The organism is Deinococcus radiodurans R1 = ATCC 13939 = DSM 20539 (assembly GCF_000008565.1).
Classification (GTDB): domain Bacteria; phylum Deinococcota; class Deinococci; order Deinococcales; family Deinococcaceae; genus Deinococcus; species Deinococcus radiodurans.
The window spans coordinates 1,454,635-1,477,345 of the sequence record NC_001263.1; the positions used below are offsets into that span (position 1 = coordinate 1,454,635).

Consider the following 22,711-nt stretch of genomic DNA (forward strand, 5'->3'; position numbering starts at 1 on the left):
TGCTCACGGCATGACCATTCCGGACAGCACCCCCAGCGACTTTTCCCACGAGTTTTTCGGCTCGCTCGACCCGCAGGCCCTCGCGCACCCTGACTCGATCAAGTGGCAGCACTACGGCGAGGGCGTGATTCCCATGTGGATTGCCGACATGGATTTTCCGGTGGCCCCGCCGATTCTGCGCGCGTTGGAAGACCGGCTGACGCGCGGCCTGGGTTACCCGCTCGGGCGCGACGACCGGCTGATCGCGGACCTGCAGACCAAATGGGCGAGCCAGGGCCTGACCGACGTGCCGGCCGACGGCATCCACTTCACGCCCAGCGTGGTGCCGGGGCTGTACGCGGGCGTGCACGGCCTGACCGAGCCCGGCGACCGGGTGGTCACCATGACGCCCATCTACCACCCCTTCCACCTCGCCATCAACGACCTGGGCCGCGAGGTGGCCGCCGCGCCGCTGCGCGAGGGCGACACCCGCTGGGAGATCGACTGGGACGCGCTGGAACGGGCCGCCGAGGGCGCCAGGCTGCTGATGCTCTGCCACCCCCACAATCCCTGCGGGCGGGTGTGGGACGCAGACGAACTGGCGCGGCTGCGCGAGCTGGTGCTGGCCCACGACCTGTACGTGATTTCCGACGAGCTGCACGCCGACCTGCGCTTTACCGATGCCCCTTTCGAGGCCTTCGCCGCCGACCCGCGCGTGCGTGACCGGACGCTGACCGTGACCGGCCCCTGCAAGGCGTTCAACACGGCGGGCCTGGGCATCGGCGTGATGGTCACCCATGACCCCGAACTGCTCGCGCGGGTGCAGCGCCGGGTGGCGGGCCTGGGCGGGCATCCTTCGGCGCTGAGCTTCACGATGTGGCGCGTGGCACTCGAAGACGGCGGCCCCTGGCTGGCCCGGACGGTGGAGTACCTGCGCGGCAACCGCGACTTCATGACCGCCTTCCTGCGTGAGCGGTTGCCCTGGGTGCGCTTCACCGTGCCCGAGGCGACCTACCTCGCCTGGCTCGACCTGCGCGAGCACCCGGAAGCCGGACGCATCCAGGAATTTCTGCTCGAAGAAGCCAAAGTCGCCGTCCACAACGGCCCCACCTTCGCCCCCGGCGAACAGGGCGCGGCCTATCAGGGCTTCATTCGCGTCAACTTCGCCACCAGCCGGGCCATTCTGACCGAGGCGCTCGAACGCATGGCGCGGGCGCTGGACACGCGGCAGGGGTAAGACCGCACAGCAGGACAAAGGCGCGGCGTCAGGAGGAACTGACCTCTGCGGCGCTCCGCCTTTCAGTTCTCTATTGATAACGGTGTAGGTATGAATTGGTAAGCTGGCCGTATGCCCGGATGGCAGCCGACCCAGTATTCCCGCGCTCAGCTTGAGGAGCGCCGCTTGGCCGCGCTTGAATGGATTGAACGTGGGACGCATCGAAACCGGGAGATTGCTCAGCACTTCGGCGTGTCGGTACACACCGTGTACACCTGGAAAGCCCGCCTGAAGCGTAACGGTGGCCTTCAGGCCACCGTTGCCCGTGGCGCTTCTGCACGTCTGAGCGCGACGCAACACGAGCAGCTTCGCACCCTCCCGCAGGAAGGTGCCCTGCACCATGGCTTCCCTGATGACACCTGGACGACCCTACGCGTCACCAACCTGATTGGGCGGCACTTTGACGTGTGGTACCACCACGACCACGTGCGGAAGATTCTCAGACGCTTGGGGTTTACGCCCCAGATGCCAGATGGCCGAGCGGCCGAGCGCAACGAACTTCGGATCGCATCCTGGAAAGAACAGGTTGCACCGGAGTTGGAAAAAAAAGGTCGCTGAGGGCGCAATCCTAGTGTATCTGGATGAGGTCGGCTTCTCGCTGAAAGGCGTGCGAAGGCGGACTTGGGGAACCAGGGGCGTGACGCCCCTGGTCAAGCTTCCGGCGAATTGGGAGAAGCTCTCCACCATCGGGGCAATAACCTCGGACGGACGATTCTTCCAAAACACAAGATCTGGAGCGATTCGGAGTACGGATGTCACTCAGTTCTTTCGACACCTCCTGCGGCACATCCAAGGGGAGCTTGTGGTAGTGCTGGACAACGCGGGCATTCATCGATCTAAAGCCACTCAGGCGTTCGTGGGTCTCCACGAACGCCTCTCACTGGTGTTTCTACCGCCGTACGCCCCGGAATTGAACCCGATTGAGCTGGTGTGGGCATACGTGAAGCGGAATGCGTTGGGGAATTTCTGTGCGCGTTCGATCGTTGAACTCAAAGGGCGACTGGTCAGCGCGTGGCAGCGCCTTCGGTATATCGAACTGCCTCAACGACTTATCGACTCAAATCTACGCCGCGATCAATAGAGCATTTGACAGAACACCCTCACCCCTCGCTCCGCGAGGCCCTCTCCCATCAAGGTAGAGGGTCAGGAACGCAAAGCATTATTCTGTCAAATGCTCCAGCCAGCCCCACCACACCGCCGCCAGTTCTCCCCCTTGCGCTTCCTGCCGCGCCTCATCTCCCCTTCCCAGCGCCAGCAGCGCGAGCACCCGCGCCGGACTGCGGGGCAACGAACGCCCCAGCGCCCGCTCTGCCGTCTGCCGGGCTTTGGCTGGGGAACCGACCCGCGCCTGCACGTGGGCCAGCACCGCGAGGAGATGGGGGTCGGCAGCTGCGCCAGTCAGTTCAGCCACCTTGAGCCCTTCGGCGAGGGAACGCAGGGCGGTCATCAGCGCGCCGCCTGCCAGTTCCAGTTCACTGAGCAGCGTGGCGGCGGCAATGAGTGCAGCAGCGTCACCTTCGCGCCTCGCCTGGGACCGGGCAGCCTGCGCCAGCGTGAGCGCCTGAGGCTCTCTCAGTTGAGCACTGGCCCGCGCTTCCAACACCGCGCGGCGGGCCGAGTCAGACAATTGCGCCAGTAGTGCCCGCGCCTGTTGCGCTTCGCCCAGCCGCAGCAAGGCCGGAAACCTGACCCAGGGAGAAGCACTCCAACTCAGGGCGAGACGGGGATGACCTTGCTGCAAGGCAAGAGCCGCTGCGTCTTCCTGTTGCTCAGGAGACAGGTCTGACCAGAGCGCTTGGACAGTCGCGGCATCCGGAATTTCTGGCGCACACAGCAGAGTTTCCAGAGCGTCGAGGTCAGGCACGCCCCGCAGCATAGCGGGCGCCTATCAGCCGGCGCAGACCTTATGCGCTCAGAGCAAATTCCAAGCCCAGGAAGCGCCACAGCGAGCGCCGGGGCACGCGCAGACCGCTGGGATGCTCGACGGCGCCCAGACGGCCATCCTTGATCCAGCGGCGCACGGTGCGCTCGTGGGTGCCGGTGAAGTCAGCGACCTCGCTGACTTTAAGGAGTTTGGGCAGGTTGTCGAACTGGCTGGCTAGGGTCATGACTGATCTCCTCTCTTCTGAACGGGCGCTTGGGGCCACCCCTTCATGTACAAGCATGTACAAGCAGGCAAAACGCACGTGGGGCCACCACAAGGCAGCCCCACGCAGAATTGAATTGAGTCAAGGTCGGTCTCGCGCACGCCCGGCGCCGCGCCGCCTCCGGGAAGCAGGGGGATCTCACCCCACCCGGACGGGCCAGCAGCAAAAGAGACAGGCGAACGTTTCAACTTGCCCGGAGGCTAGCACGCCCCCTGTCAGCAGGAAGTCAACTCACCCTGAAGAAATCTAGGGAAATGGAGCGGGGCCAGAGAGCCTTTTTCAGCCGCCGTAATGCTGAAAGTCGCGGTGCCGGGCGGTCTGGGGGCGTGTCCAGGCTGACCAGACCTCAGGTTCGCGCCTCACATTGTTCCCCCAACGGTACGCGGCGGCGCGGGGCAAGCGGAGGGGTATGCTGGGGCCGCAACATCAGCAGCAGCGGGGCCAACCAGTGCCGTCTGCGCTTTTTGCTGCCGCTCAGTACAGCTCACGCCGGCTGCCGGCGCCACTCTTTTTCTGTTGTTCTGTTTCCGTATCTCTAGTCCCGGAGGAATCCCGCCTTGTCCCTGCCCACGTCCACCACCCCCGAGAGCTTCATGAATTCCCGCCGCTCGCCGCTGCTGGTGTTTTCCGGCCAGAGCAACCGTCCGCTGGCGCAGGCCATCTGCGACAACCTGGGGGTGCCGCTGGGGCGCAGCCGCACCGAGAAGTTCACCAACGACAACCTGATCGTGCACTACGAGGAGTCGCTGCGTGAGGGGGACGTGTTTATCGTCCAGACTTTTTCCACGCCGGTGAGCGACGCGATCATGGAGCTGATGCTGATGATCGACGCCGCCAAGTCGGCGAGCGCCGGGCGCGTGACCGCCGTGATTCCTTATTACTCCTACGCCCGCAGCGACAAGAAAGACAGCCCGCGCATCTCCATCGCCGGGCGGCTGGTCGCCGACCTGTTGCAGGAAGCCGGCGCCGACCGCGTGCTCACCATGACGCTGCACAGCCCGCAGGTGCACGGCTTTTTCAAGGTGCCGGTCGACCACCTCTCGGCGGACGTGGTGCTCAGCCAGCATTTCAAAAAGTGCGTGCCCGACGCCCACAACGGCGTGGTCCTCGCCCCCGACGCGGGCAGCATCAAGCGCGCCTCGCAGATTGCCCGGCGCCTGGACTCGGGCCTCGCCATGATCGATAAAGAGCGCCTCAGCGACACCGAAGTGCGCCCCCGTGCGCTGATCGGTGACGTGGACGGCAAGACCGTGTTTATCGTGGACGACGAGATCAGCACCGCCGGGTCGCTGGTCGAAACCGTGAGCATTGCCCGCAGTATGGGCGCCAAGGACGTGTACGTGGCGGTGACGCACGGCGTGTACTCCGGCCCCGCCATCGAGCGCATCGCCGCGCTGGACGTGACGCAGGTGGCGAGCTGCAACACCGTGCTGGTGCCGCAGGACAAGCTCGACCGCGCAGGCGGCAAGCTCGCGGTGCTCGACGTGGCGCCGCTCTTTGCCAGCGCGATTGCCAACATTCACACCGGGGCTTCGGTCAGCACGCTGTTTACCTGACCTGAGCTGCGACGGGGAAGCTGAGGCGTTGTCCCTGGCTTCCCCTTCGCCTTTTTGCTGCAACCAGGGCCGGAAGGCGGGCCTTTGTGGACTCTTGACCTTTGTGCCCGGCGCGGCCTGGCTTATGCTGGCCCCATGACGCCGCCGACCCAACGCACCAATCCGCTGTGGGTGGCGGTTGGTTTTATGCTGACGGGCCTGGGTTTTCTGGGCCTCATTCTGCCGGGGCTGCCCGGCACCGTGTTTTTCGTGCTCGCCGCCGCCGCCTTCGCCAAGGGCGACCCGCGCTGGGAAGCGTGGCTGCTGTCGCGCCCGGTGGTGGGCCAAATGGTGCAGGACTACCGCGAGGGCAAGGGCATGCCGCTGCGGGCCAAGTGGATTGCCTGCGCGTGCATCGTGGTGGCGGTGAGCTTTAGCCTGACGCGCATTCCAGTGCTGGTCGGACAGGTGACGTGGGTGCTGGTGGCGCTGTTCGGCATCTGGTACATCACCCGGCGGGTGCCCACCAAGCGCGAGTGACCGCCGCCGAGTCGCTGGCGGCCCTGGCGCTGGACCTCGGCGCCGACGTGGTGGGCTGGGCGCCCGCGCAGATTCCGGCGGCGGCGGTGGAAGAATACGCCGGCTGGCTGGAGGCGGGGCGGCACGCCGGCATGAGCTATCTGGAACGGCAGTTGCCCGCCCGCGCCGACCCCGGCTCGCGGCTGGAAGGCGCCGCCAGTGTCCTGATGCTGGGCGTATCGCACGCGATGATCCCTCCGGAGCGTCCGGCTGGCGGCGTGCGGGTGGGCCGAGTTGCCCGCTACGCCTGGACGCCCGACTACCATGAACAGCTTCAGCCTGTGCTGACCCGGCTCGAACAGGAAGCGGCCTCACAGGGCGTACGGGCGCGCGGCTATGTGGACCACGGCCCGGTCATGGAGCGGCTGCTGGCGGCCCGCGCCTTTCCTGGCTGGCGCGGCAAATCGGGGATGCTGCTGAGCACCGAACTGGGGGCGTTCACCACGCTGGCCGCCGTGCTGACCGACTTGCCGTACCAGGGCGAACGGCGCGAGTCACCCGGACCGCTGTGGCCGCTGCACCCGCTGCGTCGCGGCTTGCCCCACCGCCGCCATCGGACCGGACCGGGCGATTGACGCGCGGCGCTGCATTTCATATCTGACCATCGAGCACCGGGGGCCGCTGCCCCCCGAGCTGCGACCCGGCGTGGGCGACTGGCTCTTCGGCTGCGACGTGTGCAGCGCGGTCTGTCCCTGGTCAGTCAAGACGGGGCCGCTCGCCCGGCTGTTTCAGCCTCTGCCTGAGCTGTCGTACCCGGACCTCACCCGCTTTTTCGGCGTCAGCGAGCGGCACTTCGAGCGCGAGTGGGCCGGCACCGCCTTTCTGCGCCCCCGCCGCAAGGGCATGGCCCGCAACGCGCTGACGGTGCTGGGGAACACCCGCGCCCCAGAAGGCTGGCCGCTGCTGCTTGCGGGCACTGAGGACCCCGCCTGGGAGGTGCGCGAGGCGGCGGCGTGGGCGCTCGCACAATGGGGCGAACGGGCCGAACTCGACAAACTGGAACACGATCCGGACGAGCGGGTGCAGGCGGCGGCGCGGGCATTGGCCGAAGCGGGAGCATAAAAAACCGCCCGGAACAGTCCGGGCGGCTCGGTAAAACAGGAATCAGCGGTTTTTCAGGAAGCAGCCCTTCTGCACGCCGGGGGCGGGGTCGGAGCCCCACTCGGCCACCGAGCAGTTGAAGGTGGCGTCGGTGCTGCGGCCAAAGAGGTAACGGCCCGCGCCGCCAAAGGCGACTTCACGGTTGGTCGCGTCCTTGCAGGTGCCGCCCAGCACAGCGCACAGGGTGTAGCCCGCTGGGGCGACCGGCTGCGAAGGCGTGGGGGTCGGAGTAGGCGCGGGGGTGCCGCCGGTCGAGCCCGACTTGATGAAGCAGCCTTTGGTCTTGCCGGGGTAGGGGTCCTGGCCCCACTCGGCCACCGAGCACTCGAAGGTGTCGTCGGTGCTGGTGCCCGAAATCCAGCGGCCATCGGTCCCGAAAGCGACCTGCTTCTGGCGGGCGCCGGAGCAGCGGCCTCCTTCCACGGCGCACAGCGTGTAGCCGGCGGGGCCGGTGGGCTTGGCCGCGGGAGCGGGGGGCGTGGGGGCCGGCGGTGTGGGCGTGGTCGGCGGGGTGGGGGTCGTCGGAGGAGCAGGGGGCGTCGGCGGCGTGGGCTGCGACGGCGTGCCGGTGCTCACCCCAAGCTTGCCGAGGGCACCGGGAATGCTGATCTGGCCGAAGCCCACGTTGTTGTTCTTGGCGCTTGCGTTGCTGGCACTGGTGAACAGAGCGTTCTTGATGGCGTCCACACTGGCGCCAGGCTTGGCCGAGAGCAGCACCGCCACCGCGCCCGCCGTGATGGGGCTGGCCTGCGAGGAACCGCTCATGGCCTGATAGCCGCCGTTGCGGACCGTGCTGGTGATGTTGACGCCGGGCGCGGCGATGTCGGGCTTGGTGAAGACGCCGCTGATTTCGCCCTGCCACGCGACGGGGCCACGGCTGCTGAACGACGCCACCTGACCGTTCGAGTCCACCGCGCCCACGCCGATGGCCTGCGGGAGGTTGCCGGGACTGCCGGTGCTGCCCGCCGCCGGGCCGAAGTTGCCGATGGCGAACACCGGAACCACGCCCGCCTTGAGCATGTTGTTGACCGGCACGATGAACTCGTTCCAGGTGCCGGGAATCCCCAGGCTCATGTTGACCACGTCGGCGCCGTCGTCGGTGTCGGCGTTGTTGTCGGGGTCGAGGACATACTGCATCCCGGCGATCACCTGCGCGAAGGTGCCCTCGTTGTTGGGCAGCACCAGGGCGCTGATGACCTTGGCCCCCGGCGCCACGCCCACCTTGGAACCGACGAGCAGGCCCGCCGTGTGGGTGCCGTGGTCGGTGGTGTCGTGCGGCTGGCTGCTCACGCGGTCGCCTTCGCCGTTAAATTCCTGGAAGGCCGCCACCTTGCCCGCAAGTTCGGGGTGAGAGGGGTCAATCCCGCTGTCGAGGTGCCCGATGCGGATGTTCTGGCCCTTGAAGCCCGCCGCCCAGGCAGCCGGAGCGCCGATCTGCTGGAGGTGGGTGGGGGTGCCGGCGGGCGCCGACGCGTTGCTCATGGCGACCACGCGCGGAATCTGCACCTTGAAGTTCTCGAAGACGGCGGCGACGAAGGGCAACTGCGACACGGCGCGCGCCTGCACCGGGGTCATGGGCAGGTAGACACTCTGGTCGAGCCACAACTGGGTGGCCTTTTGCGAGTTGACCGCCTGCTTGAGAAAGCCGGCACTCGGCCCGAGCTTGGCAATCTGGCTGTTGAGCTGACCGCGCAGGTTCTTGAACAGGGCGCGGCCCTGCGCCGTATTAGCGACGTTGAAGCGCACGATCACGCCGATAGGCGTCTGGTCCCCGGCCCGCGCTTTTTGCAGCAGCGTGGGAGAGAGGCTACCGGCACTCGCCTGCGACGCGCCGCTCAGGGCCAGGGCTGCGCCGAGCAGGGTCAGGAGTTTCTTTGACTTACGCATGGCCCTACGCTACCCGCCCCGGCATGACTTCCCCTGAAGGGTGAATGAGGACACCTTGAGGGCGGGTCAGGCGAGCGTCAGTCCGGAGTCTGAGCCGGGGAAGTTGGCCTCAGCGGCCCCCGATGCGGTAGGTCACGCCGAACCGGAGCTGGGTGCTCTCGGGCTGCGCGGCGACCCCCGCCGAGGCCGAGCGTCCGGCGGTGTTTTGCAGGCCCACGCTGAAACTCACGCGCGGGTTGACGTTGTAGGCGACGTTGAAATTGGGGCGCACGCTTTGCAGGTCGAGGCCGTTGAGCGGCGTGCTCACGCGGAAGGTGAAGCGGCCATCGGGCGTGGAATAGGTCGCGTCGATCAGGCCGTTGCCGCTGAGGTCCACCTGATACTGCACGAACAGTTCGCGGGTGAGGTACGACCCGACGGTCAGGGTGGCGTTCACGTTGCCGTCGGTGCCCAGCGCCGGGGTCAGGCGCAGCACGTCCACGCCGAGGCCGCGCGCCAGGGTGCGCTCGAGTTCGCCGAGGAAAAAGACGTTGAGCGCAGTTTGCAGGGCGCTGTTTCCCAGCCCGGCAAGGTTGCTGCCGAGGTTGTTGAGGTCCGGCACGCCGGTGGCGACGAGGGCGTAGAGCTCGGCCTGGGTGTACTCGCTGCCGGTTGCGGGGTTGCGGCACTGCGGGCCGGGCTCGGCGCAGCTCAGGCGGGTGTCGAGGTCGAGGACGCCCTGAAGCCCGTCGGTGGTGCGGAACTTGCCCGTGACATTGAGCGCCACCGGCACCTGCTGGCGGGTGGTGGGCGAAGGCACCGTGCCGCGCGCCGTCAGGGTGAAGGTGGGGTACAGCCCGGCGCCGCTGAAGGTCACGTTGCTCTGGGTGATGACGAATTCGTTGTCACGCAGGAACACGCTGCCGCGCTGCGAAACGATCTGCCCGCGCACCTGTGGCCTCGCCGCCGTGCCCGACACGACCAGTCCCGGCGTGCTGAACTCGGCCCGCGCCAGGTTCTCGTCGAGGCGAATGCCGCCCGAGGCGCGCAGTTGCACGTCCTCGAACAGGAAGCGCTCGAGCAGCGGGGTGGTGGCCGGCGAGGTGCTGGACCCCGTGCCCGTCGTCCCCTTCCCCTGACCGCTGCCCGCCGCCGGCTTGGGAAAGGTCGTGTATTCCTCGGGCAGCGGGCTGACGAAGGTGTCTTTGGCCCCGTTGCCCGTGCTGCCGGGCGCAGCGGGCAGGGTCGTGGGGGCGTCCACCCGGCCCAGCACCAGCCGGGCGAAGTCGCCCTCGCCGCTCACCCGCACGAAGTCGCCGCTGTCGCGCAGGCGGAAGTCGCCGGTGAGCGCACTTTCGCGGGCGTAGATGGCCGACACCGGGAGGTTGTAGTTGCGGGCGCTGAGGTTCAGGTCCCAGCGCGGGGTGAGCGCGCCGCTGAGCGTGAGCGTGCCCGCCCCCGTCACCGGGTTGGTGCTGCGGCTGCGGGCGTCGAGCGTCCAGCCTTGCTCGCCCTGCTGGCGCAGCGTGGCGGTGGTATTGGGCAGCGGCCCGAGGGCCTGCGGGGCGAAGAGGCCGCTGAACGTCGCCACCGTGCCGCTGAGCTTGCCGAGCGTGAGCTGCCCGCGCACATCGATTTGCCCGTCGCTGCCCACGCTGCCGCCGGTCAGGAGGCGCCCGCCCGCCGTGAACGCGCCGCTGTCGGGCAGGTCGCCGGCAAAAGACGGAAGCTGCACGGTCAGCCCCGCCACCCGCCCGGTCACGTTTTCGGCGCGCAGCAGGCCACGGGGGCGGTCGTAGGTGCCCGCCGCGCTGAGCACCACCGTGCCCTTGAGGCTGGGGTCGAGGCCCGCGAGCGACGGAATGAGTTGCAGCACCGGGGTAAAGGTGGTGTCGGTGAAGCGGGCGTTCACGTCCACCTTTTGCCGGGTGTACTGCCCGCGCACGTCCCAGGTGCCCGCCCCGGCGAGCTGCACGTTGATGTTACGCAGCTCGCGCGCGGCGTAATCGAGGGTGCCGGTGCCGGTGAGTGTTTCGGTCACGGTCTGGCCGTTTTCGGTGCGGCGCGCGCTCACCCGGATGCGCTCGGCGACCACCGAGGCGCGCCCGGCCAGCGGGTCGGCGAGGGGGAAACGGAAACGAACCGGCCCGGTGACCACGCCCTCGCCCGGCGTGGAGCCCGCGACGGCGGCGAGCACCGCGCCGAGCGGCAGCGCCTGCAAGTGCCCTGCCCGAAGACCTCGCCACCCGACAGACCGGCGGTGAAGTCGGAGTGGTCGAGAAACCCGCGCAGGCGCCAGCTGCCGGCCACCTGGCTGCCCTCGACCCGCAGCGGCAGCCGCCGCTCGCCGACCTGCAAGGCGTCGGAGGCGAGGAAAAAGGTGCCGCCGCCGTCGCTGAGGTTGGCCTCGCCGTAGACCTTGCCCGAGAGGCCCGGGGCCAGTCCCAGGTCGGCCACCTCCACCGCCCCGAGCACCGCGCGGGCGCTGTAGCCCTCGCCGGTGGGGGTCACGCCGAGCAGCGATTCGAGCGCGGGCACGGCGTCGGCGAGGCCGCCTTCGGCGCTCAGGCGAGCGCTGCCCACCGTATTGGTCGCCGTCGCCGCCGCGCTGAAGGTCGCTCCACTGAGCTTGAGCTGGCCGTTGGCGGTCACGGTCTGACCGGGCAATTCCAGCGGGTAGGCGCGCAGTTCGGCGCCGCCGCTTAGGCCACCGGGCACCGTGCGCACGTCCACGCTGAACTGCCCGTCGCCCCGGCGCAGCGTGCCGCCGAGTTGCCCCTGCCAGCGCGCGGGGGCGCCGCCCACCCCGGGCTGCTGCACGGCGCTCAGAGTCAGGGTGCCGGCGTTCAGGCGGGCGAATGCCTGCACGCTGGGGCGGCCCGCGCTCAGGGTGAGGGTGCCGCTGAGGTCGCCCGCCGGCTCGATGCCGAGCAGCGGAAGGGTCTGCGGCGCCGTCACGTCGCTCACCTGGAAATGCACCTCCCCGTCTTGCGTGCGGCTGACCGCGCCGTTCGCCGTCACCCGCCCGGTCAGGCCGCGAATGCCCAGCCGGGCAAGGTCGAGGCCCGGCAGCGCGGCCTGCACCTGCTCGCCGTTCCAGGTGACCTGCCCCTCGCGCTCACCGTCGCTGACGCGCAGGTCGGCGGCCCGCACCCCGGCGGTCCCGCTCGCCCGCCACTCGCCCCGGCGCAGCGTGAGCAGCAGCGACGGGTCGGCGAGCGGCCCAGAAGGTGTGACGCTGAAGGCGAGTTCGGGCCGGGTCAGGCTGGCCGCGCCGGACCAGGCCCAGTTGCCCTGGGCATCGGGGCGCAACTCGACGAGGCCGTTGGCGGTAGCGCCCTCGCCGTCCACCAGCCGGACCTGGGCACCGCGCGTGTTGGCGACAATCCGCGCCCGCGCCCCGAGAAGGCCGCCCTCGCCGGTAACGAGGGGGTGATTGGCGTCGCCGCTGACCCGCAGCGCGAGCGGCTCGGTCAGCACCCCGTCCGGGCCGCCAGTCACGCGGGCGCTGCCGCTCCAGCCGGTGTAGGGCGTGCGCCGCACGTCGAGCGCCGTGGTCAGGCCGCGCGTGGTGAGGGTGCCCGCCGCGCTGAGGCTGCCGTGGTCGGTGCGGGCGCGCAGTTGCCCGGCGAGGGCGCCGCCCGCCGTCAGGCCGAGGTCGGCGGTGCCGTTCAGCGACACCGGGCCGCTCGCCGCCACAGTGCCGCCTGCCACCCGCACGTTCAGGCCGCTGAGGGTCAGGGTTCGGCCCTGCCAGCGGGCGACCGGGGCTGCCGTGCCGGTCTGTCCCACGCCTGCCTGGGTGAAGCTGCCGCTGAGCGACGCGAGGTCGGTGAGGGTCCCGCTGACCGCGCCGCTGAGGTCGGGCAACTCGGCGCCGCCCGCCTGCACGGCGCGGGTCCGCAGGTCGGCGCGCACGGTGGGGGCTGTCAGGGGGCCGCCGAGAGTGGCGGTGACGGTCGCTTCGCCCTGTGCCCCCGCCACCAGCGCGAGCGGCGAGAGGCGCAATTGCCCGGCGAGCGTGGGAACGAGCCCGGCCCCCGGCGTGAGGGTGAGTTGCCCCTGACCGAGMTGGCCCGCGCTGAGGGCATACCCCCCCTCTCCGTCGCCGCGCAGGGTGAGGGGGTCGGGAAGGGAAGCCGTMTTCACCGTCAGCGCGCCGCCGAGGCGGGGCCACTGCCCCTGCACGTCGGCCTGCACGTGGCCCGCGCTGGTCTGCACCGAGCCGTAGACGCGCACGGTGGCCCCGGCGGGCCGCGCCGGGTCGAGACCGCGCGTCTCGGCGTAGAGGGCGCCCTGGCTGCTCCCCGACGCCTGCACGCGGGCCGTCACGTCGGGGCGGCGCAGATGCCCGGCGAGGGTGAGACGACTATCGAAGGTGCCCTGCTCGCTGCTCAGCACCCCGCCGAGCTGCCCCGAGACCAGCGGGTCGCGCAGCGGTCCACCCAGGGTCAGCGCGCCGCCGAGGGTGCCCTGCCCGAACGACGCCGCGCCGGGATAGGACGCCGCCACGTCGCGCACGGTGACGTTCAGGCCGCCGGGCAGCGCGCCGCTCGCGCTGAGGGTGCCCCCGCGCAGGCTGCCGCGCAGCTCGGCGCTGAGCGACCCGGTCCGGGGGCTGTAGTCCGCCGAGCCGGCGAGCGAGAACGGCCCCGCCCCGCTCTGAGTGCCGCGCAACCGGGCGCCCCGCAGCCGCAGCCGCTCGGGACCGTCCGCCAGGGTGCCCGCCGCCTCCAGTGCGCCGCCGAAATTGAGCGACCCAAAACCGAAGTCGGCGGGCAGCAGCCGCGCGAGCGCCACCGACGGCGACCTCAGGGTGGCCGCGTAACGCCCCGACCGYAGCGTGGCCGCGCCCTGCACCGCCTCTCCCTTCAGGCTCAGCTCGGCGTTCCCGGCAGCGTAGCTCGCCTGCACGTCGCCGGAAAGTTCGACCGCCGCGTCGTCGAGGCGCCCGTTGAAGGTCGCCGTGAGCCGGTTCCAGGCCGCGCCTCCCAGGGTTGCCTGCCCGCTGGCGCGCAACTGACCGGGCCGTTTCCAGAAGGCGCCCACGTCGAGCCGGGTCAGGGTCAGTGTGCCGCCGGGTTTGAGCGGCAACCCCGCCGGCAACGTGCCGGTGACCGCCGCCTGGGCGTCGCCCGTGCCGAGGGTGCCCGCCAGCGCGAGGACGCCGCGCCCGTCCACGATGGCGTCCACCGCGCCGCCCGGTGCACTGCCCGTCACGCGGACGCTGCCGCCCCAGCCCCGGCGGGCGTTCCAGGTGAGCGGCCCGCGCAGGCCCAGATCGAGCGGCGTCTCACGGCCCGCGCCCTGAAAACGGGTGTCGAGGTGCAGCCCGGCGTCGAGCAGGCCGCCCGCCGCCCCGGTCCCGAGCTGACCGCGCAGCAGCCCGCTGAGGCGCTCGCCGCCGAGTCCGAGTTTCCAGTCGCGGCCCAGCAGGTGACCCGAAACGCGGGTGCCCGCCACGTCCAGACCGCCCAGGATGGGTTCGCCGTTGACCGCGCCGAGCTGCCCCGTCAGTCCCAGGTCGGGCCGGGCGAAGGTGCCGCCGAGCTGCGCCGCGTAGTCGCCGGGCAGCACGTCGCCGAGCCGGGCGCGGGCGCCGAGCGCGAGCTGTGGCCACAGCGTGCCCGAGGCCCGCAGCGTGCCGCCCCCCTGTCCGGCAGGCAACGTCGCGCGCAGGTCGTCTACCCGCAGCGTGCCGCCTGTGAAGCGGGCCGGGGCACGCAGGCCGATGCCCGCGACCTCACCCGTCACCTCGGCGCGCAAGTCGGCCAGGGTGCCGCTGAGAGCAGCGTTCAGGCGACCAGCAGTGCCGCTGCCAACAGTGCCGCTGAAGGTGCGGAGGTCGGGCACTTGCACCCGGCCCGTCGTCTTCCAGGCGGCCAGCCCCTCCCCCGCCCCACGCCGCGCCGCAGCGGTGAGGACCGCGCCGCCGAGCGCAGCCTGCACCTCGGCCCGCGCCGCCGCGCCGCTCAGCTCGTGCCCGGTCAGCAGCAGGTCGAGGTCGCGCTCCTGATAACGGCCCCGCGCCCGCAGGGTCAGGTCGTGCGCCGCGTCGCCGGTCAGGGTGCCGTTCACGCCGCCGAGCGAGACGGTCGCGTTTGCCTGCGGATACAGCGGCCCGCGCACCCGCACGGCCTGCCCGCCGAGGCTGCTGGCGAGGTCAGCACTGAGCTGCCCGCCGCGCAGCGTCACGCGGCCCTGCGCGCGCTGGCCMTGCGCCGTGAGGTCCACCTGCGCCTGTCCGTTCGCCCGCTGCCAGTCGAGGCCCGGCACCGTCAGGTCGAGCCGCGCCTGCCCCGCCGCGCCCGGCAGCACGGGCCGCAGCGCCCGCCCACTCAGCACCGCGCCCGCCACCCGCAGGTCGCGCCCGTCGTAGGCCAGTGGCAGCCGGGTGCCGGGGTGGGTCAGCAGCCCCGAAGCCCGCACGCCGCGCTGGCCGTTCGTGGCCGACCAGTCCACGGCGGCGGTGAGGTTGAGCGGTTCGTTCTGATAAAGAGTCCGTTCGAGGCGCAAGGTGGCCCCGGTTGCCGTGACTTTGGCGAACAGTTGACCGGGACGCAGGACCGCGCGTAGGTCGCCTGGCAAGGTCGGCAATAGCGGCGCCACGTCCGTCGAAACTTCGCCGCCGAGGGTGGGCAGGAGGCCAATTCGCCCGTTTAAGGGACCGGAAGGCCGCGCCGCGAGCACCTTGCCGTTGCCCGCGACGCGGACCCGCCCGGCCCGTTTCAGCTCGCCGGTCCACAGGGCGTAGGCCGCGTCCAGCCCCCCCGACCAGCGTCCGCCCGCGTAGCTCAGGCCCGCCACCTGCACCCGGCCCGCCGTGGCTGAGGCCCGCAGGGGGAAACTCTGCGCCGGCACGACCACGCGGGCGGGGCCGCCCCCCAGTGTTTGCCCGTGCAGCCGCAGCGCGCCGCGCAGGTCGGCGAGGCTGCCCGTCGCCGCCGCGTCGAGGTACGGTCCCGCCACATTGACCCGCAGCTCGCTGAGGTCGCCGGGAAGCCGCAGCCGGCCCGTCGCTTCCAGGTGATGTCCGGCGAGGTCGCCCGTCGCCCGCACCCGGCCCCGCGTGGCGGTCAGGTGCAGCGGGCCGGCCTTCAGCGCCCCGTCCAGCTCGCCGCCGCTGAGGCGCAGGTCGCCCGCCACCTGCTGGCCCTGCGCCGTCAGGTCGGCCCGCGCCCGCCCGGTGGCCCGCGCCCAGTCGAGCGCCGCGCCGGGCACGTTGAGGTCGAGATTGACTGCGCCCGTCGTGCCGGGCAGCAGTGGAGCCAGCGCTTTCCCAGTCAGCCGCGCCCCGCTGATCCGCAAGCCCCGGCGGTCATAGCGCAGTGGCACCCGCGCCTGCGGATGCGAGAGCAGCGCGGTGGCTCGCACGCCGCCTCGCCCGCTCGTGGCCGACCAGTCCACGCGGCGGTGAGGTTGAGCGGTTCGTTCTGATAAAGGGTCCGTTCGAGGCGCAGCGTGGCGCCCGTGGCTGTGACCTTGGCGAACAGTTGACCGGGACGCAGGGCCGCGCGTAGGTCGCCCGGCAAGGTCGGCAGCAGCGGCGCCACGTCCGTCGAAACTTCGCCGCTGAGAGTAGGAAGGAGGCCGACCCGCCCGTTCAGGGGACCAGAGGGCCGCGCCGCGAGCACCTTGCCGTCGCCCACAATGCGGACCCGCCCCGCCCGTTTCAGCTCGCCGGTCCACAGGGCGTAGGCCGCGTCCAACCCGCCCGACCAGCGCCCGCTCGCGTAGGTCAGGCCGCCTGCCGTGAGGCTCGCGGTGGCCGGGCGCACCCGCAGCGGGAAGCTCTGAGCCGGAATGACCACGCGGGGGGGCCGCCCCCCAGTGTTTGCGGGCGCAGGCGCAGGGTGCCGCGCAGGGCACGCAGATCGCCCGTCGCCGCCGCACTGAGGTAGGGGCCGCTCACGTTCAGGCGCAGGCCGCTGAGGTCGCCGGGAAGCCGCAACCGTCCCGCCGCCTCCAGGTGGTGCCCGGCGAGGTCGCCCGTCGCCCGCACCCGGCCCCGCGTGGCGGTCAGGTGCAGTGGCCCCGCCTTCAGCGCTCCATCCAGCTCGCCGCCGCGCAGGGCCAGCAGGCCCGTGACCGCTTGACCCTGCGCCCGCACGTTGAGCCGGGCCTGACCGGTCGCCCGCGCCCAGTCGAGCGCCGCGCCGGGTCCTGTTCCGCCGGGCACTGTCAGGTCGAGGCCCACCTCGCCCGCCGCGCCGCTCAGCACGGGCGAGAGGAGCCGCGCGTCGAGCCGGGCGCCGCGCACCCGCAGCCCCGCCGGGTCATAGGTGACCGGCAGCCGCAGCCCGCGCCGGGTGAGCAGACCCGAGGCGCGCAGTCCGCCGCGCCAGTTCGCCTGCGCGCTCAGGTTGAGCGGTTCGTTCTGGTAGAGCGTCTGGTGCAGGCGCACTGTGGCCCCGTCTGCCGTGACGCGCGCCACCAGTTCGCCGGGGCGAATGACCGCCCGCAGGTCGGGGGGCAGCGCCGCGAGCCAGGGGGCAAGCGGCGTGGACACTTCGCCGCCAAACGCCGGCAACAGCCCGACCCGCCCGCGCAGGGGACCGGACGGCAGGGCGGCGAGCACGTCGCCCTCCCCGACCAGCCGCACCCGCCCCGGCTGCCGGAGGTCGCCGGCCCACAGCGTGTAGCCAGCGTCGAGCGCCCCGGCCCAGCGCCCACCCTGGTAGCGCAGCCCGCCCGCCTGCGCCCGCCCCCCGGTGAGCGACGCGCTGAGGGGAAAGGACTGTGCCGGCACGACCAACCGCGCCGCTCCGGCGCCGAACTGCTGGCGATGAAGCGTGAGGACGCCGCGCAGGTGACCTGCCCCACCACTCGCCCGCGCGGTGAAATAAGGCCCGTCGGAGGTCAGATGCAGGTCGCTGAGGGTTGCGGGCAGGGTCAGGCGGCCCGTCGCGCGGACTCGCTGCCCGCCGAACTCGCCGCGCACCAGCACCCGTCCGCCCTGCGCGCTCAGGCTCAGCGCCCCGGCGCGCAGTTGCCCCGACAGCGCGCCGCCGCGTGAGTGCAGCGCGCCGCTCAGCCGTTGCCCGGCGAGCAACAGCTCCCGCGCCTCGAGATCGAGGTCGTCAAAGCCGTTGAGCCGCAGCCGTCCGCGCCCGCCGCGCCCGTCGGTCAGGGTCAGCACCCCGCGTGGGCGCGCGCCGGTGCCCTGCACGTTGCCGCCCACGATGAGGGTGCTCTGGCCGGGCAGGGTCAGCGGGCCGCTCACGTCGAGGTTGTAGTGCCCGGCGGGCAGCGACGCCGTGCCCCGCGCCCGTAGGCCGGCGGGGTCGCTCAGCAACACGTTCAGCCGTTGCCAGGGCCCGCTGACCGTCACGGCGTAGCGGTCGAGCGAGCCGCTCGCCTCCACCGCGCCCCGGAAGGTCTGTTTGCCGGGGTCGCCCGCCGCCGGACGCTGGAGGCCCCAGGTGGCGCGTCCCTGCACCTGCCCACTGCGCCCGAAGGCCGTCAGCGCCTGCTGCCCGCGCACCTGCAGGAGGCCGGTGGCCCCGTCGTAGGTCGCGGCGAGGTCGCCCCAGCGCCCGCCAACCTGCAAGCGGGGCGTGAGGGTACCGCTCAGCTGCGCCGTCTGAGCGGGCAGGGTCAGGCCGCTGAACGACAGCGGGCCGGTGCGCCCGCGCAGGCTGGCGCCGAGGTGGCTGTACGGCCCGCTCACCGCCGCTTGCAAGGTCTGTCCCAGGTAATGGACGGTGCCGCCCACGCCGACTTCGGGGTACACGCGGCCCGTCAGCCGGGCGGTGAGCGGCTCACCGTTGAGCGGCAATCCCGCCGTCAGGTCGGCATTCAGCACGCCCCCGGCCTGGGTGCCGGGCTGCCGGGCGAGCGTGCCGGCCACGTCCACCCCGTTCACGCGGGCGGCCACCCGCGCCCCGCCGCCCAAACCGCGCAGGTTCAGGTCGAGGGTGCCGCCGAGGTTCACGCCGGGCAGCAGGGGACGGAGCGCCGCCAGATTGACCCGGCCCGCCGCGTCCCAGCTTTGCCCGCGCAGCACGCCGCTGGCCGTATCGCCCTGCGTGCGGAGGCTAAAGCGCACGCCGGGCGACTCGTTCTCGCTGCCCGTGACGAGACTGAAGACCCCGCTCACATCGCTGCCCGACAGCCGCGCCGCCGTGCGGTAGGGCGCGCGCAGATCGCTGTCGGCGAGCACGGTCACGCCGCCCGCCGTTCCGCGCAGGCTCGCCGTTTGTCCGCGCAGCACCGCCGCGAGGTCGTAGCCCTGACCGCGCACCGTGAGCTGCCCGGTCGCCCGCAACTCCTGCCCCGCGCCCGGCAGCGTGGCCTGCACGTCGCCGCCGACCCGCACGCCACCGAGTACCCCGAGGTCACGTGCGCGCAGTCCGAAGGTCTTGCCCGCCCAGGTCAACCGCTGCTCCCCGGACTGGAACGTGCCGCGCTGGCGGCGGTAATTGAGCCGCACCGGCCCGCTCAGCGGCTCGTCCACGCCCGTCACCCGCGCCGTCAACTGCCCCGCGAGGTCGCCGGCCGTCAGGTCGAGGGTGCCCTGTCCGCTCAGCGCCGCGCCGGACGCCCCCACATCACGCGCCTGCCAGCGGCCCCGGAACTTGGGGTCGAGGTCGAGGGTGAGCCGCCCCACCGGTGCTTGCTGCCCACTACTAGTACTAGCACCACCAGTTTGCAGGTCGGCGCGCAGACCCGCGCTACTCAGCCGCGCCGTGCCGGTCAGCCCCAGCGGTCCCAGGCGGCCCTCCGCGACCTCGGCACGCAGGTCGTTGGCGTGGCCGCTGAGGGTGACCCGCGCCCGCGCACCGCCGAAGTCGGGGTTGATGACAGCACTCAGGTTGCCGCCGTGAAATTCGTAGCGTCCGTGCGCCGCGCCGCCGAGGGCCGTGCCGCCGAGCGTGACAGCGTTGACCGCATTGATGCGCGCCGTGAGGTCGAGCGGTTTGCCGCCGAAGTCGCCGGTCCACGCCGCCGTGCCTGCCCGCCCGAAGGCCCACTGGCCGCGCACCTGCTGCTGCCCGCCGAGCTGCGTCAGGCCGCTGAAGGCGAGGTCGTTGGTCTGGGGCGTCTTGTGCCCCTCATGGTTGAGAAAGCTGTACTCGGCGCGCACCCGGCGCAGCGGCACCCCGGCGAGGGTGGCCCCCGCCGCGCCGTCGCCCGCTTTGGCGTAGCCCTTGACGCGCACGGTGCTCCAGCCGCCCGCCGTGACGCGCAATTTGAGGTCGCCCTGCCCGGTGGTGTGCAGCGAGCGCGCCAGCCCCCCCACCGTGGGGTCGGCGCCCACCGCCACCGTCCAGTGTTTGGCTGCCAGGTCCACCCCGCCGCGCGCGCTGACCGGTCCGTCCCAGGCCTGCCCGGCGAGGTTGAGGGTGATGTTCTCGCCTCGGTGCAGGGCGCGGCCCGTGACCTCCCGCACCGTGACGAAGGACGCCTGAGGCACCCGCAGCAGGCCGCCCGTCAGCTTCACGTCGCCGTGGACTGGCCCTTCCCCGAAGACGTAGCGGCCCTGCAAGCGCCCCGCCCGGACCCCGCCCCAGTAATGACGCAGGATGCGGGCGTCGGCGTCGAAGGTGACGGCGTACACGTTGGCCGCGCCGCGCTCGGCGACCTTGAGCTGGCCGGAGAGCTTGCCGTCGGGGGTTTGCCCGTCGAAAGCGACGGTCTTGTCAGGACCAGGATGCAGGTTGAGCCGGGCGGCGGGCACGTTGAGGCCCGTGCCGTCCACCGTCAGGCGGCTGCGCTGCACGTCCACCGACCCGAGGACGACCTTCCAGCCGTTACCGGGGCTCTGCCTTTTTTCAGTCTCGACCAGGTCCTTGAGCCGCAGCGCGACGGCGGCGTCGGCCACCGTGACATCAACCCGCACGGTGCGGTTGTTCCAGTCCACCCCGGCGACGTGGGCGGACGCCTCCCCCGCCGTCACGTGCACGCCGGGCTGGTCGAAGGCCACCTGCGAGAGCTTGGGCGACCACAGCGGGCCGGACACGTTTCCGGCACTGATCCCCAGGTCCTTGCCGTAGCGCGAGAGCACCTGCCCGCCGAACAGTTGCGGGGCGTAGGCCACCGCGCCGAGCAGCAGGCCGCCGCCCAGCACCCACCAGGGCCAGCGCGGCGCCGCGGCGCCGGGGGCGGGCGCGGGGCGCCGCTTTGGCCCTCACGAGTCCCGCCCCGGTGGGCCAGCGTGACCCCAACCGAAATCAGCGCAGCCGAAAACTGTGCCCCCAAGCGCAGGGACACAGTGGCGACGCGGCGCAGCGCTCAGACACGCGGCTGGCAGGAAACGGCCCATCAACCTGAATATTGTAGGGGCCAGCGCATGAGCAAGGCCCCCGCCGGCCTCACCCCGTTCCCACCTTGCCCCCGATTGGGGGAAGCGGGAGGGAGAGCAGGCCGGACACCGGCTGAAGCCGTCAGATAAACAGCGGCTCGTCGGAATCGTCGGGCGGCAGGCGGTCCTGGGCGTGCAGGTAGCGGGACGCGACCGCAATCCCGCCGAGAGCGCCAATGGCAAGCACCAGCAGCAGCCAGAGCGCTGAGCCCTGTGATCCGCGAGACCGTGCCCGGTGGGCGGTCCGACCAGAAAGACGTGAAGCCATGAAACCAGCATAACAGCCTGCGCCCCGCCGCCCGACTTTCAGCTTTTTAGATGTTCGGCGCTCAGCCGCTCCCGCTCCGGCCCGCCGCCGCTCTATCCTGCCGGGCATGTCGCGTGTGCTGCTGTTCGTTCTGGGCGTCTTGCTGCTGTGCGCGGCGGCACTCGCGGCGCTGTGGCTCGCCGGGCAGGTGCTGGCGGTGCTCGGCGCCCTGCTGACCGGCGCGGCGGGCGTGCTGGGGCGGCTGCTGATTTTCCTGCCGCTAGCGGCGCTGGCAGGCGGCCTGAGCTACTTCGTGGCGAGCGCGTGGCGGCCTGGTCAGCCGCTCGACAGTCAAGCGGCGGCGAGTCAGCCCGTGTCGTTCCTCTCGGAACCTGTCCCCACTGCACGCGGACCGCGCTGGCGCCCGGGCAAACGCACAGCAGTGAATCTGCCCGACACCGCGCCCACCGAGCATGCGGACAGCACCGTCGTCATCGCGGCCACGCCGCAGGTCACAACCACGCTGGACGGGACGGACCTGCCCAGCAGCGAGGAATCCACAGACACAAGTGACGCCACAGCCGAGCCCCCGCGCCCGCCTTCCTGAAGACCAGGGCCGCAGTGGGATGAAGCGCAGGTGGCAAGCCCGCTGACCGGCTCAGGGCCTTTTCATAAGGCGTCAGGAAAGGTGTGGTCCACTGCCGGGCATGTTCAAGTTCACCCCCACGACCGTCGTCCTGGCCGCGCTGCTCGGCGCTGCGTCCGCCCAGCCGGTAAATCCGGCCACCCCCGCCGCGCCGGCTCAGGCTGCACCCGCCACTCCGGCAACGCCCGCGTCTCCCGCCCAGCAGGCCCCCGGACAGAACACGCCGGGTGCCCCCGCCGCCGCCGAGTGGAACAACCCGGCCCTGAGCAGCGCGAGCTACGCCATCAGCGAGCCGGTGTGGGAAGGCAGCACCTCGCTGGTGAGCGCCGAGCAGCGCGCCGGCATCGTGACCGCCCTGCGCCACGACTCCGAAGGCGCCCTCAAGCGCCGCTACCCCCAGGCCAAGTTCGTTCCCGCCGGCACCCCCGGCGCCATCAAGGTGACCCCGGCCATCGTCGCCCCCACCGCGCTGGTGCCCTGGGCCAAGATGACGGTACGCCTCGACCTCGACCTGCCCAGCGGCAACCGGGCGTCACTCAGCGAGAACTTCGGCCTGCTCACCCTCTGGCAGCAGGGGGCGGAAGCCGCCAACTACGCCTTCGACCAGCTCGCCCAGCGGCTCCCCTGAGCGGCCCTGTCTAAGCAAGCGGCGCTGACAACCTGACATTCCCATCATGGGGCCGGGAGAAACTGTTTTCCGGTCCCTTCGACTTCCTGCGCCTCATCTCAGGAGTGGCTTTATGGGTACAGTTTCCCCTTCCCGCGTTTCGCCGCATCCCACTCTTTCGCGCGCCGCCTACCTGCGCCACTGTATTCGCGTCAGCCTGCTCAAGCGCTGGCCCTGGCTTCTGCTGGCGACGTTGTTTGCTACAGCAGCAGGCTGGCAGCTCCGCTGGTCGCTCTGGGAAATTGCCGTCGGTGCTCTCGCAGTCCTGCTGCTCGGCATCGGCTGGGTCGCCCTGTCCTCGTGGCGGCGCCATGCAGGCGATTGAGCCGGCTGGCTCCTCACTTCCCCTTAAAGCAGCGCCTTG

Annotated in this window: 15 protein-coding genes and 1 pseudogene; 9 read left to right on the top strand and 7 right to left on the bottom strand. The window is 71.3% G+C overall.

The genetic code is table 11. The features are described from left to right. The first annotated feature begins 10 nt into the window (after positions 1-10). The 3 genes from DR_RS07440 to DR_RS16780 all read left to right on the top strand — a co-directional run bounded on the left by DR_RS07440 (position 11) and on the right by DR_RS16780 (position 2,336). Positions 11-1,216: a MalY/PatB family protein gene (locus tag DR_RS07440; protein WP_010888092.1), complete on the top strand. Its 1,206-nt coding sequence runs from the start codon at positions 11-13 to the stop codon at positions 1,214-1,216. Positions 1,217-1,327: 111 nt separating this feature from the next. Continuing rightward, on the top strand, positions 1,328-1,813 hold the full coding sequence (locus tag DR_RS16775) for a transposase (protein WP_234944631.1): 486 nt from the start codon (positions 1,328-1,330) through the stop codon (positions 1,811-1,813). Next, positions 1,728-2,336, top strand: coding sequence for an IS630 family transposase (locus DR_RS16780; protein ID WP_227085931.1), 609 nt, complete (start codon positions 1,728-1,730; stop codon positions 2,334-2,336). The genes DR_RS16775 and DR_RS16780 overlap by 86 nt, the downstream gene beginning before the upstream one ends. 78 nt (positions 2,337-2,414) lie before the next feature. On the opposite strand, the gene DR_RS07450 is transcribed toward DR_RS16780, so the two are convergent. Together DR_RS07450 and DR_RS07455 are read right to left on the bottom strand one after the other, a co-directional pair. Beyond that, positions 2,415-3,119: a hypothetical protein gene (locus DR_RS07450; RefSeq protein ID WP_165439356.1), complete on the bottom strand. Its 705-nt coding sequence runs from the start codon at positions 3,117-3,119 to the stop codon at positions 2,415-2,417. 40 nt (positions 3,120-3,159) lie between these two features. Beyond that, positions 3,160-3,363: a helix-turn-helix domain-containing protein gene (locus tag DR_RS07455; protein WP_027480233.1), complete on the bottom strand. Its 204-nt coding sequence runs from the start codon at positions 3,361-3,363 to the stop codon at positions 3,160-3,162. A gap of 596 nt (positions 3,364-3,959) precedes the next feature. Between DR_RS07455 and DR_RS07460 the strand changes: the two genes are divergently transcribed. From DR_RS07460 to queG, 3 genes and pseudogenes are all read left to right on the top strand, one after another. Continuing rightward, positions 3,960-4,958, top strand: a complete 999-nt coding sequence (locus tag DR_RS07460; protein ID WP_010888095.1) for a ribose-phosphate diphosphokinase — start codon at positions 3,960-3,962, stop codon at positions 4,956-4,958. A 135-nt stretch (positions 4,959-5,093) separates the two neighbouring features. Further along, positions 5,094-5,477: a YbaN family protein gene (locus DR_RS07465; RefSeq protein WP_027480232.1), complete on the top strand. Its 384-nt coding sequence runs from the start codon at positions 5,094-5,096 to the stop codon at positions 5,475-5,477. Further along, positions 5,474-6,578 (top strand): annotated as a pseudogene (gene queG, locus DR_RS07470) (tRNA epoxyqueuosine(34) reductase QueG). Before DR_RS07465 ends, queG begins: the two are co-directional and overlap by 4 nt. A 42-nt stretch (positions 6,579-6,620) precedes the next feature. Here the strand turns inward: queG and DR_RS07475 are convergent. From DR_RS07475 to DR_RS07490, 5 genes are all read right to left on the bottom strand, one after another. After that, the gene (locus DR_RS07475; RefSeq protein ID WP_010888098.1) at positions 6,621-8,504 is read right to left on the bottom strand and encodes a S8 family peptidase; all 1,884 of its coding nucleotides are present in this window, start codon (positions 8,502-8,504) and stop codon (positions 6,621-6,623) included. 109 nt (positions 8,505-8,613) lie between these two features. Then, positions 8,614-10,641: a translocation/assembly module TamB domain-containing protein gene (locus DR_RS16785; RefSeq protein ID WP_010888099.1), complete on the bottom strand. Its 2,028-nt coding sequence runs from the start codon at positions 10,639-10,641 to the stop codon at positions 8,614-8,616. Next, positions 10,554-15,857, bottom strand: coding sequence for a hypothetical protein (locus DR_RS07480; RefSeq protein ID WP_164927969.1), 5,304 nt, complete (start codon positions 15,855-15,857; stop codon positions 10,554-10,556). Before DR_RS07480 ends, DR_RS16785 begins: the two co-directional genes overlap by 88 nt. Next, positions 15,767-16,294 (bottom strand): AsmA-like C-terminal region-containing protein, encoded by a 528-nt coding sequence (locus DR_RS07485; protein ID WP_164927970.1) that lies wholly within the window; start codon positions 16,292-16,294, stop codon positions 15,767-15,769. Before DR_RS07485 ends, DR_RS07480 begins: the two co-directional genes overlap by 91 nt. Then, positions 16,222-20,553 (bottom strand): hypothetical protein, encoded by a 4,332-nt coding sequence (locus DR_RS07490; RefSeq protein WP_010888101.1) that lies wholly within the window; start codon positions 20,551-20,553, stop codon positions 16,222-16,224. Before DR_RS07490 ends, DR_RS07485 begins: the two co-directional genes overlap by 73 nt. 608 nt (positions 20,554-21,161) lie before the next feature. Between DR_RS07490 and DR_RS16475 the strand changes: the two genes are divergently transcribed. The 3 genes from DR_RS16475 (at position 21,162) to DR_RS07505 (ending at position 22,672) form a co-directional block, all read left to right on the top strand. Continuing rightward, positions 21,162-21,641: a hypothetical protein gene (locus DR_RS16475; RefSeq protein WP_010888103.1), complete on the top strand. Its 480-nt coding sequence runs from the start codon at positions 21,162-21,164 to the stop codon at positions 21,639-21,641. Between the two features lie 100 nt (positions 21,642-21,741). After that, entirely contained in the window at positions 21,742-22,308 is a 567-nt protein-coding gene (locus tag DR_RS07500; RefSeq protein ID WP_010888104.1) for a hypothetical protein, read from the top strand. Positions 22,309-22,420: 112 nt separating this feature from the next. Further along, complete coding sequence (locus tag DR_RS07505) at positions 22,421-22,672, top strand: hypothetical protein (RefSeq protein ID WP_162177762.1); 252 nt, start codon at positions 22,421-22,423, stop codon at positions 22,670-22,672. The last annotated feature ends 39 nt before the right edge of the window (positions 22,673-22,711 follow it).